The organism is Streptomyces sp. NPDC058678, assembly GCF_042714835.1.
Lineage (GTDB): Bacteria > Actinomycetota > Actinomycetes > Streptomycetales > Streptomycetaceae > Streptomyces.
This window is the reverse complement of record NZ_JBHXSG010000083.1, coordinates 16,967-32,749: the sequence shown is the minus strand read 5'-3', so window position 1 is coordinate 32,749 and position 15,783 is coordinate 16,967. Positions and strand designations below refer to the sequence as shown.

Annotated in this window: 17 protein-coding genes and 1 pseudogene; 10 read left to right on the top strand and 8 right to left on the bottom strand. The window is 69.5% G+C overall.

Annotated features, from left to right (window positions below):
• The first annotated feature begins 158 nt into the window (after window positions 1-158).
• Both ACFWWR_RS42575 and ACFWWR_RS42570 read left to right on the top strand, forming a co-directional pair.
• A complete protein-coding gene (locus tag ACFWWR_RS42575; RefSeq protein ID WP_384309510.1) occupies window positions 159-1,382 on the top strand; it encodes an IS701 family transposase in 1,224 nt (407 codons plus the stop codon).
• Window positions 1,379-1,540, top strand: coding sequence for a hypothetical protein (locus ACFWWR_RS42570; RefSeq protein ID WP_361560930.1), 162 nt, complete (start codon window positions 1,379-1,381; stop codon window positions 1,538-1,540). The genes ACFWWR_RS42575 and ACFWWR_RS42570 overlap by 4 nt, the downstream gene beginning before the upstream one ends.
• A 17-nt stretch (window positions 1,541-1,557) precedes the next feature.
• Here the strand turns inward: ACFWWR_RS42570 and ACFWWR_RS42565 are convergent, their stop codons facing one another.
• Window positions 1,558-2,016 carry a MarR family winged helix-turn-helix transcriptional regulator gene (locus ACFWWR_RS42565; protein WP_350700088.1) on the bottom strand — a complete coding sequence of 153 codons (459 nt, stop codon included), beginning with the start codon at window positions 2,014-2,016 and terminating at the stop codon, window positions 1,558-1,560.
• A 480-nt stretch (window positions 2,017-2,496) separates the two neighbouring features.
• Between ACFWWR_RS42565 and ACFWWR_RS42560 the strand changes: the two genes are divergently transcribed.
• The 7 genes from ACFWWR_RS42560 (at window position 2,497) to ACFWWR_RS42530 (ending at window position 9,067) form a co-directional block, all read left to right on the top strand.
• Window positions 2,497-2,736 (top strand): hypothetical protein, encoded by a 240-nt coding sequence (locus ACFWWR_RS42560; protein ID WP_384309502.1) that lies wholly within the window; start codon window positions 2,497-2,499, stop codon window positions 2,734-2,736.
• A 386-nt stretch (window positions 2,737-3,122) separates the two neighbouring features.
• Complete coding sequence (locus ACFWWR_RS42555) at window positions 3,123-5,288, top strand: HEAT repeat domain-containing protein (RefSeq protein WP_384309499.1); 2,166 nt, start codon at window positions 3,123-3,125, stop codon at window positions 5,286-5,288.
• 386 nt (window positions 5,289-5,674) lie between these two features.
• A complete protein-coding gene (locus ACFWWR_RS42550) occupies window positions 5,675-5,875 on the top strand; it encodes a hypothetical protein (RefSeq protein WP_384309496.1) in 201 nt (66 codons plus the stop codon).
• 19 nt (window positions 5,876-5,894) lie between these two features.
• Window positions 5,895-6,683 carry a hypothetical protein gene (locus ACFWWR_RS42545; protein ID WP_384309493.1) on the top strand — a complete coding sequence of 263 codons (789 nt, stop codon included), beginning with the start codon at window positions 5,895-5,897 and terminating at the stop codon, window positions 6,681-6,683.
• 1,489 nt (window positions 6,684-8,172) lie between these two features.
• Window positions 8,173-8,451, top strand: a complete 279-nt coding sequence (locus ACFWWR_RS42540) for a hypothetical protein (protein WP_384309491.1) — start codon at window positions 8,173-8,175, stop codon at window positions 8,449-8,451.
• 125 nt (window positions 8,452-8,576) lie between these two features.
• Complete coding sequence (locus ACFWWR_RS42535) at window positions 8,577-8,774, top strand: toxin-antitoxin system HicB family antitoxin (protein WP_384309488.1); 198 nt, start codon at window positions 8,577-8,579, stop codon at window positions 8,772-8,774.
• A complete protein-coding gene (locus ACFWWR_RS42530) occupies window positions 8,771-9,067 on the top strand; it encodes a hypothetical protein (RefSeq protein WP_005477573.1) in 297 nt (98 codons plus the stop codon). Before ACFWWR_RS42535 ends, ACFWWR_RS42530 begins: the two co-directional genes overlap by 4 nt.
• A gap of 264 nt (window positions 9,068-9,331) precedes the next feature.
• On the opposite strand, the gene ACFWWR_RS42525 is transcribed toward ACFWWR_RS42530, so the two are convergent.
• The 3 genes and pseudogenes from ACFWWR_RS42525 to tpg all read right to left on the bottom strand — a co-directional run.
• On the bottom strand, window positions 9,332-9,916 hold the full coding sequence (locus ACFWWR_RS42525) for a class F sortase (RefSeq protein WP_384309508.1): 585 nt from the start codon (window positions 9,914-9,916) through the stop codon (window positions 9,332-9,334).
• A 186-nt stretch (window positions 9,917-10,102) separates the two neighbouring features.
• Window positions 10,103-10,603, bottom strand: a complete 501-nt coding sequence (locus ACFWWR_RS42520; protein WP_384309485.1) for a sortase — start codon at window positions 10,601-10,603, stop codon at window positions 10,103-10,105.
• A 345-nt stretch (window positions 10,604-10,948) separates the two neighbouring features.
• Window positions 10,949-11,212, bottom strand: a pseudogene (tpg, locus tag ACFWWR_RS42515) (telomere-protecting terminal protein Tpg); the annotation flags it as partial.
• A 640-nt stretch (window positions 11,213-11,852) separates the two neighbouring features.
• On the opposite strand from tpg, the gene ACFWWR_RS42510 reads away from it, so the two are divergent.
• Complete coding sequence (locus ACFWWR_RS42510) at window positions 11,853-12,083, top strand: DUF6207 family protein (RefSeq protein WP_384309483.1); 231 nt, start codon at window positions 11,853-11,855, stop codon at window positions 12,081-12,083.
• A 224-nt stretch (window positions 12,084-12,307) separates the two neighbouring features.
• On the opposite strand, the gene ACFWWR_RS42505 is transcribed toward ACFWWR_RS42510, so the two are convergent.
• The 4 genes from ACFWWR_RS42505 to ACFWWR_RS42490 all read right to left on the bottom strand — a co-directional run bounded on the left by ACFWWR_RS42505 (window position 12,308) and on the right by ACFWWR_RS42490 (window position 15,022).
• Window positions 12,308-12,829, bottom strand: coding sequence for a GNAT family N-acetyltransferase (locus tag ACFWWR_RS42505; RefSeq protein WP_384309505.1), 522 nt, complete (start codon window positions 12,827-12,829; stop codon window positions 12,308-12,310).
• Between the two features lie 294 nt (window positions 12,830-13,123).
• Window positions 13,124-14,092 (bottom strand): hypothetical protein, encoded by a 969-nt coding sequence (locus tag ACFWWR_RS42500; protein WP_384309480.1) that lies wholly within the window; start codon window positions 14,090-14,092, stop codon window positions 13,124-13,126.
• Between the two features lie 255 nt (window positions 14,093-14,347).
• Window positions 14,348-14,572 carry a DUF6480 family protein gene (locus ACFWWR_RS42495; protein WP_384309477.1) on the bottom strand — a complete coding sequence of 75 codons (225 nt, stop codon included), beginning with the start codon at window positions 14,570-14,572 and terminating at the stop codon, window positions 14,348-14,350.
• Between the two features lie 27 nt (window positions 14,573-14,599).
• Window positions 14,600-15,022, bottom strand: a complete 423-nt coding sequence (locus ACFWWR_RS42490) for a CBS domain-containing protein (protein ID WP_384309474.1) — start codon at window positions 15,020-15,022, stop codon at window positions 14,600-14,602.
• Window positions 15,023-15,783 lie beyond the last annotated feature (761 nt).

Here is a 15,783-nt window from a genome sequence, read left to right as displayed (position 1 = left end):
AGCATCCGAAACCCTTCGTCTGGACGAAGACCGCTGACGAGATCCTCGACAAAGTAGCCGCCTACTGCCGACGAATCTCTGACTCAGGTCACTAGTACTACAGCCGGTTGTTCACGTGACGTGACGGCGGGTGCCTCGTTGCTCCATTCGTGGGACTGATGCTGACGCTGGGCGTGGTGCAGACTGGCGAGCTGAACGAGTTTGAGATCCGGTCGCTGGATGGCGAGTTGGAAGCGCTGTGTGCATCTGTGGACGATGTGTTCGCGCGTCCAGCCTCGCGGGAGAACCTGCGGGCGATGGTGCGCGGGCTGCTCAGCGAGGTGCCGCGCAAGAACCTGTGGCAGCTCGCCGAGTTCGCCGGGCACCCCAATCCCGACCGGCTGCAGGGCTTTCTCGCCAAGGCGGCCTGGGACGCCGACGAGCTTCGCGACCGGGTCCGCGCCTACGCGGTCGCGGCCCTGGTGGCCGACGATGCGGTGCTGATCGCGGACGAGACCGGCGACATCAAGAAGGGCACCAAGACCGCCGGGGTGCAGCGGCAGTACACCGGCACGGCGGGCCGGATCGAGAACGCCCAGGTCAGCGTGCATCTGTCCTACGGCTCCAGCCGTGGCCGCACACTCATCGACCGCGAACTCTACCTCGGCCGCGCCTGGGCCGGTACCACCGCCGAGCACGAGCATCGCTGCGCCGAGCAGGGCATCCCGCCCGAGCGGGCCACCGAGGTGGCGACCAAGCCGGAGCTGGCCCGGCGCATGCTGGAGCGCGCCCTGGAAGCCGACGTGCCCTTCACCTACTTCCTTGCCGACGAGGCGTACGGGCAGTGCCGCGCGCTGCGCGCCTGGCTGGAAGAACGCCGGGTCCGCTACGTGCTGGCGATCCCCAAGAACGAGGTGCTGCCGCTGCCGGACGGCCGTACCCGGCAGGCCCGCGAGTTGTACGCTCTCGTGCCCGAGGAGACGTTCGAGCGCCGCTCGTGCGCCAACGGCGCCAAGGGGCCACGCGAATACGACTGGGCCAGTGTCCAACTCGCCCCCACCGCCGAGGACTTCGAGCGGCATCTGCTGATCCGCCGCTCCACCGTGCCCAACAAGAAGGACAAGAAGACCGGCGCTCTGGTACGCGAGATCGCCTACTTCCTGTGCCACACCCACCCCGGCGTAACCCTGGCCGAACTGATCACGGCGGCCGGGCAGCGGTGGATGGTCGAGGAGGCGTTCCAGGCCGCCAAGGGCCAGGCCGGCCTGGACGAACACGAAGTGCGCAAGTGGTGCTCGTGGTACCGGCACACCACCGTGTGCATACTCGCCATGGCCTTCCTCACCGCCGTCCGGAGCCGCCACATACCCACCCAGCCGACGCCACCCGTCCCCCAACCGTGAACGAGATCCGCCGCCTGTACGACCGGATCGTCCTCGCCCCCGCCCGCACCACCCGGACCTGGCTCGTCATGCACTGGCACCGCTGGCGCACCCGCCATCAGATCCGAGCCCGCGCCAGCCACTACCGCACGCGAACGGCCCGCGCTCACTCACCGTAAAACCACCGGCCGTAACACTAGTGGTGCCAAGCTCGCCCACCCGTGTTGTGGATGAACCGCTGCAACACCTTGAGGGCGGTCAGGTACTCCTCGTCGGAGATACCCGCGTGCCGTTCCGCCCAGAGCTCGTCCTGAAGGGCTGCGGCCTTGTCGTAGAACGCCCTGCCCTCAGCCGTGATGCCCAGACGTCCCTCGGCATCCTCTTTGATCCAGCCCTGGGCGATGATCGTGTCGATCTCTGACTCCATGGTTTCCGGGCCGGTGTCGAGATAGTTCCGAAGGAGGCGGGACACTTCGTCACGGGTCTTGACGGTGTCGGCGCCTGCGACCTGTGCGAGGGCCCACCACTGCGGTTGGGTAGTGCCGATCCCGGCGAGGGCGGCCCGGGTGCGGGCGATGACGGCCTTGTAGGCCGCCCAACTCCAGTAGCCGATGGGCTGTTTGATCAGGTCTGTGTCGCTGTGCGAGTACTCCATGGCCGAAACCCCTGTCGTTGTCTGAGCCGGTTCGACGAGATCGACCGTAGAAACTCAACTGGACTTGAGGTCAAGGGCGTACCGGTCGACTCGTCCGAGAGGTCGCCTACTTGCTGCTCACTCACCGTGAAACCACCGGCTGTAGTACTAGTAGGTCATCGGGCAGGCTTCTGGACGCCGCTCGTGCGAGTGGCGATCTGGGCGAAGGTAGGAATCCCGAGGTCGACGACGGTGGCGCGATGAGCATGCTCGGTGTCGAGCTGGGCGAGCTTGTGCTCGGCGCCGGTCTCGAGGCCTTCAACTTCCCCGAGCCAGCCCTCGCGCTGAGCTTCAGCGATCCGGTCGATCAGGTTGTCGCGGATCTCGATGAGCCGGCCGAACGATCCCGCTGGTCAGTCGCTATGACGGGCGCGGGCGCGGTGGATCGGGAGACGGCCGCACGTCTGCTGCCCGGCCCGCGAACTGGCCCGCCACCTGGGCGTGGACAGCGCCATCCCCGTGACGACGGCCATCGCCACCGCCGAACCGGGGCCCCTGACGCCCGTCGTCACCGAACACGGCAGCTTCCGCAGCGTCCCCGACCACGCCCATCGGCCCCGCCGCATCCAGCCGGTGACTGCCCTGGTGAATCCCGCAGACGAGGACGAACTCCTGCGCGCGAGCGCCCAAAAGACCTTCACCGACCTGATGCACCAGTTCGGCATCACCGCCCACCTGTAGCCGGTCGAGGGCCGGACGAGAATAGTCCTGTCGCCCGGCCACCCCGACAGAGAGCAACCCGCCGTGTTCCAGGAGACCCCCATCTTCAGCCGACTCGTCGCCGAACGCGGCGACGTCCCCGCCCAGGTACGGGGCGAAGCCGAACGCATACGACGCGACTTGGCCCGCGTCCTGCGCCAGGCACCCGCTTCCTCCCTGAGCACACCGCCAACGCCCCGGGCCCGACGGCCCCCCTCCACCGCCCCATAAGGGTGCGAGAGCCGGCCGCTTGCCGTGATCCCGCGCAGCTCGCCTCGCCCCTTCGGTCCTGGCCGCGCTGATGGCGTCCTGCGGCCCTGCGGCTGGAACGGCCCTTGTTGTCAGTGCCGCCTGGCAAGGTTCGGATCATGTTCGAGGGACTTGATGACATCGACTGGGCATCGTTGGAGCACGCGTACGGCACCGCCGAGGAGGTACCAGCACTGCTGTGGGCGCTGCGCTCCCCGGACATGCAGGAACGCCACAAGGCCCTCGACCGCTTCTACGGCGCGGTCCACCACCAGGGCAGCGTGTACCCGTCGACGGCAGCCAGCCTGCCCTTCCTGTTCGAGCTGGCCGCCGACGGCGCCACGCCTGAGCGGGCCGCTGTCGTCGCGCTGCTGGTCAGTATCGGCCGGGAGTCCCTCGACCTGGGCTTTGAGGACGACGGCACCGAGATCGAGTACTACCCACCGATGGGCTGCGGGCAGGCCATCGCCTTCCTGCGCGAGCGGGGTGCGCAGTTCGCCGAACTCGCCCGCGACCGCGACCCGGGCGTGCGCCTGGCCGCTATCGGCGGGCTCGGACTCTTCCTCGACGACGCCGACCGGGCCGCCGCCGTGCTGCGCGAGCGGCTGGCCGACGAGCGCGGCCTCGAGGCGCGGCTGAGGATCGTGGAGGCGGCGGCCACTCTGGCACTGCGTCTGCCGGCGGCCACGCAACAGTTGCGGGACTGGCTCTCCGGGCTCGCCGCCGACCCGGCCCAGGGCCCGGTGACCCGGCTCGCGGCCGTGGTCCAGCAGGCCCGCTGCGCCCCGGATGAGATCGGTGAGGACGCCGTGCCGGTCGCCGTCGGCCTGCTGCGCGAGAGTGCCCGCGCCATACCCGTGCGGCGGATCGCACCGGCCTCGAGCCGCCCGGAGGCACCCGCGGACACAGTTGCGCCCCAGATCGTCGCCGCCTTCGAAGAGCTCAACCGGCACACGCGCGTGTATGCACCGACCACGGCCTTGCTGCGTACGTTCCACGAAGCCCTGGGAGCCCGGGTGCCCGAGCGCACCGCGGTGCTGGCCGAGCAGCTGAGCAGCCCCGACCCCGGCTCACGCCTGGACGCAGTCCGTATGAGCGGCGAGCTGATGCGCACCTGGCGCGGAGATCACACGCGGATCCTCCTGCTGATCACCGACCAGCTCACCACGGCCGACCAGGAGATCGCCGCCGAAGCTGCGGCCGTCCTGGCCTCCTGTCATCCGATCGCCGCCCCGGCCCGGGAAGCACTCGCCGCGCACATCGACACCCAACGCGCGGCGCACGGCCCTCACGTATGGGCGGCCCCCGACGTGCTGCTGCGCAAAAGCCACCAGGAGGCCGTGCGGGCCTTGGCGCGCCTCGGCGACGCACGCGCGCTGCCGAGTCTGCTGGCCGCACTGGACAGCGACGTCGACGCCTGGCGTGCGATCCAGGTCGCAAAGCATCTGCCGCAGGCGGCGAACCAGTTGGTGCCCCGGCTCTGCGACCACCTGCGCCGGATCGACCTCTCCCAGCAGTGGACCCAGATGAGCGCCGAAGCGATCCTGGCCGCCCTGGCCGCCCTCGGCGACCCGGCCGCGGTTCCTGTGCTTGTGGACACGCTCGGTGCCGCGGTGCGCCATGAGCAGCACGGCGTCACGCGATCTGCCCTGAAGGCGCTGGAGGCGTTCGGCCCGGCGGCAGCCGGCGCACGGGACACGATCCGGTCGCTGACCACCGCCACCGACGCGCACGTACGGCCCGCCGCCGTCTCGGCGCTGTGGGCCACCGGCGGTGACCTGGCCGAGGTCATGCCGCTCCTGCTCGGCCTCCTCGACGACCCGGTCACCTTCCGGATCAGTGACGCGGCTGATCTGCTCGGCGAGATAGGCCCGCCCGCCTCCATCGCGCTGCCGCGCCTGCGAGGCCTCCTGATGCACGACTACGAATGGGTCCGGGTGCATTGCGCGGCCGCGCTCTGGGAGATCGCCGGCGAGGCCGAGGCACCGCCCGTCCTGGACGCCCTGCTGCAGGCCATGGCCAAGAGCCCCGCAACGGCCAACCACGTCGTGAACTGCCTGGACCGCATGGGCCCTCTCGCAGCACCGGCCCTGCCCCTGCTCCGCGAGCAGCTAAGCCTGCCCCGGCGCGGCGGCAGGTTCCAGAGCATCGACCACGACGAGGAACTCCAGCAGGTCAGTCGTACCCTCATCGCCCGGCTCGATCCCCCGGCGCCGGCTGGTCCGCCCACCTCGCCCTCGACGACGCGCTGGCTGCCCCTGACCCGGGCCAGCGCCGAGCCGTAACGCGCCCGCACTGGCTGCCCTCACAGCTCGCGTCGGCACGGTCCGGCTGCGGCTACAGCCTAACCGGGTCGCCGCCGCGAAGGACTCCGCGAAGAAGGCGACGGCGAGGAAGACGTCGGGCCGCCGACCGCGCAGCGCCTGACGGCGTCTGTGCCGGGGCCTGATACGCGGAAGGCTGACACTCGCCGGCCCACGTGCCGGGCTCCTGGCGCACGTCCAGGTAGCAGCGCATCGTAGGAGTGTTCCTGATCATCATTGGAGTCCTCGCAGCCACCGGAGTGGTTGGGGTCGAATAGCCGAGCGCCTGCCGGACGGCAACGAGCAGAATCTGCAGCAGTTCGTGACCGTCACTCCTGGGCATGACGCGACGGTGAGGACGCACGTCTGTGCGGGGTCAGGCCGGGCCGGATGAGGTCGGCGAGCTCCTGGTCGACCATGCCGGGCAGCTCACCGCCGTGCAGCGGCGCGACGTCCTCATCGCCGCCTCCAGCGCGCCACACTGGAGGGAAGCGGCCGATGCCGTCGCCCAACCCACCCTGACCGCCGCCAAGTTGCGGGAGATCACTGGTGTACTCGCCACCCCCTGACCCAGACACCGAGCAGCGCATGCGCGCCCACTACGCCCGCGCCGCGAAGGCCCTGGACGTACGAGTCGAGCCGGGCGGGGAGTTCTGGGGTTGGGCCGCGCGCACCCCGGGTGCCCTGGCCCGCACCGCCACCGGGCAACCGGCGTGGCTGCGGCTCGTGTCCTCCCCGGAGGACAAGGCCGCGGGGAAGCTGTGGGACGGAGCCCTCGACGCCCAGCTCGACGGGCGCCGGCCCGTCCTCCTGGCCGTCCACGACGCCGTCGACGACGGCACCGCCTACCGGGCGGAGCTGTCGGCCACGTCGACGAGCCGGTCCTGTCCGTCCAGCATGACCTCCAGTTGTCGGACCCCTGGTGGAAGGGCCCTCACAGAGACGCTGGAGAAGGTGGCGGCCGCCGACACCGACCGCGTCGCCGTACGTCAGCAGTACATGGACCGGGCGATCCCTGAGTTCGTGGGCATCCCGGCCCCGGCCGTGACCTGCTGGACCGCCGCCCACTCCGACCTGCACTGGGCTAACGTCACCGCGCCGCTGAGGATTCTCGACTGGGAGGGATGGGGCGCGCTCCGGAAGGGTTCGACGCCGCCACGCTCTACGCCTACACGCTGCTCCAGGAGGACGTCGCCGCCCGCGTCCGCGCCGCCTTCCCCGTCCTGGGTAGCCCGACCGGCCTCGCCGCCGATGCGACCGTGTGCGCCCAACTGCTGCAGACCGTGGCCCGCGGCGACAACCTCACGGTTCGCCGCTCGCCGTCCCGACCCTCAGGGGCGACCTGCCCCAGGCCGCGATCGCCCCGCGTGGTGGTGAGCTTGACCTCGATGGTGCCCGCGATCGAGCCCCGGACGCGGGCTGCCGGCAGCAGTCCGGTGCACCGGCCAGCGGACGCCGTCGTACTTCGCGCTCGGGACAACGGGAAATCGGCCGTCACTCTGGAGGCGCCCGGCGAGCCTGGTATATCCGGGCTCGGATGCGGCCCGTCTACGTCAGCGGATCGTACGGCGACAACATCAGCTCGACCATGCACGGAGCCTGGAAGTACCTGTACTTCTCCAAGTAGCCCCAGCCCCAGCCCAGGACCGAGCCGGTAGCGTGGCTGCCGGCCCGCCGCCGGCCGCCGCACACCTCCTGCCCCGTCCAGGAAGAAGGCCCACCCACCATGGTCCAGGAAGCCTCGCCGCTCACCGGCCTCGGCCGACGCCGCCCGTCACAAGGGGCCATCTCCGTGCCACCTATGAGGGACTGCCGCATCCGTCGCACACTCGTGTCGGGGAGGGTGTGAGGTGCGCAGGCCCGTCGATGGTGAGGTACATGTTCACTACGGCCAGATCTATGTCGAGAGTGACCCGGACGGTTTCGGTCCCGGTCTTGCGGAGGCGTTCGCCGGGCAGAGCAGCGGACTGTGCGGGGCGGCGATTCCCGGCGCGCTGTGGCTGACGACCGGGCTGCACACCGGCAGCGTCGGCTTCACCGTCGAAGTCCACGACCAGGCCCCGCCGTTGGACCCGTCATGGGAGGACGTCGTGGAGGTGTCCTTCCGCCCGCTGCCCGCCAACAGCGTGCTCATGGAATGGGCAGGCGAGGACGCCTGGGCGCTGGACCTGGACAGGACCGACTACCGGGTGCGCTACTGCGCCACAGGCATGGACGCGGCACGCGAGCGGGACACCCGACTGGACGACGACCCCCAACTCGACAAGTACCTGCTGCAGTTCTGGCCCGCGTCGCCTCGGCCCGACCAGGTACTCAAGCAGACTTCGCAGAAGGCCGCCTACTGGCATGACTACGCCCGACAGCAGCCGCCCCCTCCCACACCCGCCGAACGCGCCGCAGCCGAACACCAAGCCCGCCTCGCCCAGCAACAAGCAGAACGAGAAAGCCTGCTCGCCCACGAACGAGGGCAATGGGGCGGACAACTGCCCAGCCAGGCCCTTTGCACCGTCGGCGGCAACGTCCGAGGCCTGCTCGCTTTCGACCCCGCACTCCTGCACGCCATCGACGCCGCCGGCCCCACCACCCAGCGCTCGGTGGCCTTGCTCGCGGCCCGCCGGGCCTGCGAGAGGGCCGGTCTGACCGGCCTGGACTGGATCACCGACGCACTCACGGCTTGGCCGCCGGCCGTCCGCTGCCGCCGCCCTTCGACGACCCGGACCGCCTGTGGCGGGTACTGGATTCGGACCCGCGTGTCCCGAACAGGACCGTCGGCCGGGCCATCCCGCCTGAACGGCCGCCCTACCACCCGCCCGTTCCCCCAAGGGGCCAGGAGCCTCTGCCGAATCCCCCACAGGCGTCACCGCCAGTGGTGGGCCCCGCGGCTGCCGCGGCGAAGCCGCCGAGCCCGCCCGCACCGCAGCCCGACAGCCCGGCCTCGTACGCCATGGCCGTCGTCATCGGGGCACCCGACCCGTCCCTGCGGATGTCGCAGCCGCACATGGCCCTGCCCGCACTCGTCGATGCCGCCCAAGCCGACCCGCTCCAGGCCGCCCTGGACGCGGTGTACGCGGGCGTGGTCACCTACGGCGAGGACTACCCGGCATTCCTCGAAGAGGTCTGGTCCGTGTGCCAGAGCCATCCATAGTCACCGAAGCTCATCTGCGGTCATCACGCCGGGCGAGGAGCGGTCTCCCCGCCGAAGGGCCGCTGCGAGGGCACATCTCATGCCACCGGATGACGCCACCGTGAAACGGTGGCTATTCTGCATTCATGTCTGTCACCACAATGACTCTGCGCATCCCCGATGAACTGGCCCCGTCGATCAAGGCGGCGGCTTCGGGCGCCAACATGAGTGTGAACGCGTGGATCGTGCGCGCCGCCCGCCGCGCCGCGACTCTCGATGCCGCGCACCAGCTCGCCGGTCTCGGCCTCGGGGACGATCTCGCGGGCGAGGGAGACGCTCTGTGAAGCGTGGCGAGGTCTGGGTCCTCCCCGACGAGCGCAACGTTCTGATCGTCTCCCTGACCGGCCTGGAAGAGGCTTACGGCGCGGTGGTCGTGATCGTGCTGCACCCTTCCGGGAGGTTCCCCGACACGGCTATGTCCGTCGTGATCGGCGACCCGGTCCCGTGCACCGCCGTCGCGGTCAACATGCAGCAGCTGCGGGCCACCCGTTTCGACGGCGCCAAGCTTCTCGGAGAGGTCGCCCCCGAGGCGATGGCCCGCGTCGACCAGGCGCTGCGCGCCGTCCTCGACCTCTAGCCAGAACCTCCGGAGAAGCCCCCGATGAGCCCAGCCCGACGCGGCGCTCGCCTCGCCCTGCCCTTGCCGGACTCGCCATCGCCGTCACCGGCATCATCATCTGGGGCCAGGCCGACATCGACAGCGGCGTCGCCGACGAAGCCGCCACCAACGCCTCAGCCGCCGACCACGCCGCGGTCCTGGGCTTCGAAACCGACTACCAGACCCGCGAAGACCGCTGGCAAGCACTGGGGCGGGCATGACGAACAGGCTGGTTCGGTGTGGTCACGTCACCGCGGTCAGCGTTGCGAATACGACGACATTGCCTTCGTAGCCAGTTTCTTCGGCGTATTCACCCCCACAGGTGATCACGCGTAATTCGGGCCAGGGGGAACTGCCGTAGACCTTCTCGTCCGGAAACGCCTCCTTGTCGTAGAGCTCGACAGCGTCGACCGTGAAGACCGCTGTTCGCCGGTCTGCCCGGGTGATCTCGATGGTGTCGCCCTTGGCCAGTGCTCCGAGCCGGTAGAAAACCCCGGGTCCTTCCGGCGTGTCGACATGTCCCGTCGTGATGGCTGTCCCCACTGAGCCGGGAGCCGGGCCATCGCCGTACCACCCGGCAAAGGCCGGCATATCTGCTGATGGTGGGCGCAGTGCTCCTGTCTCGTCGAGGGTCAGTTCCGTCATGGGGGCATTCACGCTGATGGCGGGGACCCGCAGCCGCACGGGATCAGACGGAGGCAGCGCCGACACGGACGGGTGGTGGGCCGGGGCGGTGCTGCTGGGACCGGGCCGCAGGGAGGGGGAGAAGGACTGCGCGGTCGAAGGTTGCGGAGGCTGTCCGCCCCGGAGCGCCGTGGTCATCAGCATCAAGCCCGTCAGCAGGGTGCAGACGAGGAACTTGGTGGAGGGGGTGAACGAGGAGGAACGATCCACGGGCTCGTCGCCGGGTGCCATCGCTCTAGCGCCTTTGCTTCGCGGCCGAAATGAGTGACGGGAGCGACTCGAGCCCCCGGACCGACACAGGCCCGGGGGCTGGGCCGATGGAGCAGAGCGTCAGGTGCGGGCACCGGCCGGGCGGCGGCGCATCTTGATCGCGCCTCCGGCGGCTGCTCCGGCGAGCAGCACCGCCCCCAGGGCAAGCTGTGTGCCCTTGTCGTTGCCCGCCCCGAAACCAGCATCGACTGCACCGCTGGGGCTGCCGGTGCCGACCATGTACGTGCCCGTGACTTTGACTCGCGGCGGGCACTTCAGAGTGACGGTGTAAGCACCGGGCTCGGTTCCACTCGGCACCTGGAATTCGCCGGTCAGTACGCCCGTGCGGTCGCCTGGGAAGAGGTGGAACTTGCCTCCTGCCTCGGACTCGCCCTTCCCATAGGTCTCCGAGCCGCAGGCTGTCGTGCTGACGCGGACGGTGGAGCCTGGGGCGGCGTGTCTCGTGCTGATGTGGATATCTGAATCACCGGTGAGGCCGCTCGCGGCTGCTGCGGCTGGGCTCGACAGACCGACGGCACCGAGAACCAGACCGATGCCGGCGCCTGCACACTTGATACGCATGAAGTTCCTCCGGGGAAGCAGTGGCCGGCCGGAATGCGCGGCACCGTTGTTGTGCTCCGCTCATGAGAAAACCGACAGACCATCAGGGCTGCAACACGGCATACGGACGGATGGGTCACCCGGCCACACCCAGCGACCGCAGTCCTTTGACCATTTACGCAGGTGAGCGGCTTCGAGGGAGAGATTGGAAGAATGCACCGCACCGGTGACGAAGGACCAGCGTCCGTCCCCTTATGAAAAGCGCGGGACGCCGGTGAGCTTCAGCGCAGCGGAGCGCCCGTCGCCGACGGAAGCGTGAGCGGCACCCGTCCCGCAAGCGATCCTGGGCCCGCGGTCGGCGTCGGGTCAGTAGTCGAGGTCGAGGTAGTCGATGTCGTTGAGGGTGACGTCGGAGAGTCCTGTGGCGCGGGCTCCGCCGTCCTGGAAGTAGATCTCTTTGAATCCTTCGGCGATGATCGCGGGCATCTGCTGGTCGCCGGCTCCGGCGTCACGAGCGTTGAACAGGCGCTGTGCGCAGGCCGGGGGGAGATGCACGGTGAGCCGTCGGAAGCGTCCGTCGTCGGTCGTGCCGACGGGTGCGGTGTAGCCGAACCTGGCCCTCGTCTCCACCGGCGAGGGCTGTACGCGGCTATGCTCGGCTTGGTGGTGGTACATGTGCCTGCACCAGACGACCCCGCCTTTCCCGGCGGGGTTTCTTCATGCCTCACGCCGATGGCCCCGAGGCGAAGAGGCGTTGGGGCCATCGGCGTTTTCGGTCTCGAAGGAGCGAAGCTGATGTCTGACGTCCCGTGGGCAGTTGTGGCGGTGGGGTTGCAGGTGCCTGGTGGTCAGGCGTCTCCGGCCACCAAGGACGCCAGCAGCTGCTTCGAACGTGCCAGCGGCCCGGGGTGGCCAGTACCGGCAAGATCCTTGATGTCGGAGAGTTCCTCGTCTGGTCGTGTCCATCAGGCTGCCTGCTCCTCACGCTCAACCAGCTGACCGCCAGGCTGGCCGCCAGCGCCACGGTTCGGCGTTCGTGGTCAGCCGGTATGGCGGTCGATTTCGTTCTGCACTGTCCCGATGGCTGCAAGGGCGCCGGCACTCGAGACTCCGGGACCGGGGTGCGCATGACGCGCCAGCTGGTGCGCGGCAGGACGAGGACCTGGACTAGGACGACGACCCGCGCCCGGCAATCCGGTCCGCTGGGACTGGGGCGGCGACAGCCTGACGGCCTGCTACTCGGTCGGGGAAGACACGGCAGCGGCGGAACGTGAGCGAGCCGGGCCTGCTCGTCGTCGACGTCGCGGCCGCCGACGACGCCACCGTCCTGGCCTTCCAGCAGCTGCTCGCCGACCGGTGGGCGACGGCCACAGCGGAGCAGACGACGCGGGATGCCGGTCAGCCCGGCGTACGGCTGCGCTGTTACCTGGACCTGCGCCAGCAGCTCACAGCGGCCGCCGTGGTCGGTCCGCCCATGGAGCCGACCACGGCCTGGCCCTGACTCATGACAGGCGCCGCCTTGGCCGAACAGCGGCACCTCCTGGACGTCGACGTCCGCGCGGATGCGGTGGGGGCGGGCGAGGTGCCGCCACCGTCCGGCGCTGTCGCGGGCGACGTCGATGTCGACTTCCATCACGACATCCGGCCGCACCAGGACGGCATCGAGGGTGTGCTGCGTTCCCCAGCCTGCCGAGAATGCGCAACCAGCAAACAGAGGCCCGCCCGTCAGCCGCTGACCACGGGATCGAGAGCCTTTGCCATGACCAATTCCCTGCGCACACCATCCGGCAGCAGGTCGCCCAGCTCCCCGGTGTCCTTGAAGCCGTGACGTTCATAGAGCGCGATAGCTGCACGATTATCCGGCATCACTGACAACCGCAAGGTCCCAGCGTCCCTCTGCACAGCCCACTGCGCGATCTCTCCGATCAAGAGGTCTCCCACCCCCTGACCTCGAACCGTGGGGCTGACCCACATCGAGATCAACTCCACGGCATCTGGCTGCTCAGCCGGTACACCGCTGACCATCCCGACCGGCCCGCTCGCGCGGACTGCGACAACGTTGTGAGACCGAGGAATTCCTAGGCGGTCTCTCCAGCGTTCCTCCCGGTCGCCCTGCCCCTGCCACTCCGCCAACGTCGAGCCGAAGGCATACGGCGCCTCGGCAAGCGCCGCTAGCCGCAGGTCGCGCCACACCGGCCAGTCATCCGGTCCCAGAGAACTCAGCGTGCACTGCCGTGACACGCACATCGATCCCGGGAAACAGCACATCCTCGACCGCGGCAGCCCCCATACCAGGGCAATCCCCACGAGAAACGTTCCCGCAGTCGTACGCCGACCTGGGGATTCACGGAATCGCGGCCTGAACCAATTACCTGACCGCTGACAGCACGTGAAGGCTCTTGGAGTGGTGGACCCCCCGCCAGCACCCGGCCCCCGGCTACGGACCAGGCAAAGCCAGCTCGGCATAACTCTCCGACCTGGCCGAGCATGAGCTCGCCTCTGCGTACGGCGTCTCCTGGCGAGGTCGAGAGGTGCGTCGTACTACGAGCCGGTTTCTGTGGCGTCTGCTGCCAGGATCAGTTGGGACACCTGGCGCCGGTCGCGTGTTGTCACGGTGACCCGGTAGAGGCCCGGAGCGGGCAGCGTTGTGGTGGCGGTGAGGTGGCGGTCGGTCAGCCGCAGCCGGGGACTGACGGGTGCAGCTGCGGTTGATCCGTCAGCGGCCGTAATGTGGCAGGTGACGCCTGCTGGTGAATGGACTCCGGTGATGACGAGGTCCCAGAGTTGCCCGGGGCTGACGAGGTCGGGGATGTCCAGGCCGCATCCGGGGCCTCCCATGGGCGGGCCGAGGTGGATGTCGTCGCGCAAGAGTTCCTGGACGGCGCGCAGGGCGAAGCGGTCCGCGGCGACAGCGCCGTGCTGCAGGGGGAGGGTGCTTACGGCCCCACCAATGGCTGCGGATTCCTTGTGGACTGTCCCGTCGCCTTGTACGTCGAACAGTTTCAAATTGTTGTCGGCGTCCCGGATGAAGGTGTGGTCGCTGTTGCGGCGCACCGTGTGGCAGTGCGTCTGCATGACCCCGTCGTGCAGTGTCAGGCTCTGCGCGGTGGTCTGGCCGGTGCCCGCGACCGCGCGGTGGCCGGGGAGCTCGATCGCGGTTCGCTTGGCGGCGAAGTCGGCCGCCAGGCGGGCAAGTTCGCGGTGCCCGCCGAGGTGTTCCACATCCGAGGGGTTCAGGCGGCGTGCGTCGTTGTCGTTCAGGACGCACACGTATTGCGGCAGCAGGTCGTGCAGGCCGGGCATGGTCGAGCAGAGCTCTTTGAGCTGTTTATGGGGGAGCGGGACGGGTGTTTCGCGTCCGGTGTTGAGGATGGCTGCGGCTTTCACCGCGCCGTGAAATGGGGTGCCCAGTGTGATGACGGCGCGGGTATCGCCGGCCAGTTCGCTGTCGTGCAGGGCATCGAGCGCTGCCTGCGTGACCAGTCCGCCCATGGAGTGTGCGACGAACACGAGCCGACCGGGGCGCGCGTCGACCCTGGCGCGGCGGGCCTGGGCGTGGGCTGGGTGGTTGAGCCAGGCCGTCAGGTGACGTCGTGCGGCCGCGGCAAGCAGCCGGCCGTTCGAGGCGACGGGAACCGCCAGTCGTAGGGAAATTCCAGTACGGCGTCGGGGGGCACGTAGAACCGCCCCACGGCCCGCCGCACCCCCACTGCCCCGAGGATGCCTGGCGTCGGCCCTACTGCGCGTTCCTGACCTCGGGGCCGGTTACGCGATCAGGGCCACCACCATGGCGATCAGCCCGATCGCGATCAGCGCCACCACGACCATGATCAGGGTGAGCGGCATCGCTCCCCACCCCTTGCGCAGTTCGGGCACCGGATAGGAGATGCCGTAGGTGCCCCCTTCGGCGGGTGGCGTTTCACCTGGTGACACACCGCCGCCTGGCTCGACTCCCGGAGTTCGCCGCGGGTCGGGATCAGGAGTCGTCATGACGGACACGCCTTTCGGGGCTCAGTGTTACTGGTTGGACCGCGCGGCGCTGATGTCTCCGAGAGCCGACTCGGAGTCGCGCTCGATGGCCAGGTCGCCAAGGGAGACGATGCCCACCGGGTGCCGCTCTTCGTCGACCACCGGGACCCGGCGGACGGAATGCTCGCGCATCACTTCCACCGCGAGGGCCAGATCGTCGTCGGGCCCCACCGTGACGAGATCTTCGCTGCACGCGTCGCCCACTGTCATGGTGTTCGGGTCGCCGCCCTCGGCCAGCGCGCGCACCACCAGGTCGCGGTCGCTGACCAGGCCGCGCAGCTGCTCGCCGTCGATGACGAGAACGGCGCCGATGTCCTCGTCCCGCATCGTCCGGGCCACGGCCGTCACCGAGGCCTGCGGCTCGACGGTCACCAGGGCACTCGTCATGACGTCGCTGACATGCTGGGTCATGGGACATGCCTCCAGGTGCGGGCGGTCCTCTTCCACCACCGTTCACAGCCCCGAGTACCCGCAGACGGCCGGTCCCCACGGCATCGCCAGGGCGGCCGAACGGCAGTCAGTAACCGTGATCGTTACGCGAGCGGGACCGAGGGTACCGGGGGCGCCGCCGCCTGCTGCGCCTGACCGTACGGCTGCGGTGGCACCCGTACTGGGACACCGCCCGCTCTGTGACGGCAGCGCGTACCGAGCTGCGGCAGCTGGCCGGCACCCGGGGAGCGGCGCGGGTGGCAGGAAGCAGTCCGGGCGCCGTATGTCACCAGGAGCGGGGTTGCGACAGGGGTTGCGGCAGAGGTTGCGCCTGCTGTTGCGGTAGGGGATGCGCCTGCCGTTGCGTGCCCCGCCGGGCCGCCCGCGCTTCAGCGCAGGTCACCACACGATTTCGGCGTGGGCGGCTTGCTGACATCCCCGTTGCGGCCGCTTTTGCCCATGTCCCAGAGGGAGGGCGGCACGGACGCGGCCAGGCATCGGGGCGCGCTCAGCCGGGTTGCGCGGCGGACGAGCCGCCGCGCCCGTGCAGCGTCAGTGCGGCGGCAGGTGGGGGATGTCGGTGGGCGAGAGGTCGGGCGAGTCGATCTCGACCTCGGTCCACCGCAGTGCAGTACGCAGCCTCATATGGGAGTTCGAGACGCAGAACGGTCCGGGCGAGGCGTATCTGCACGAGGACGGTACGTGCTTGTACATGGATGTCTGGCAGGAGGCCGACCCTTTCA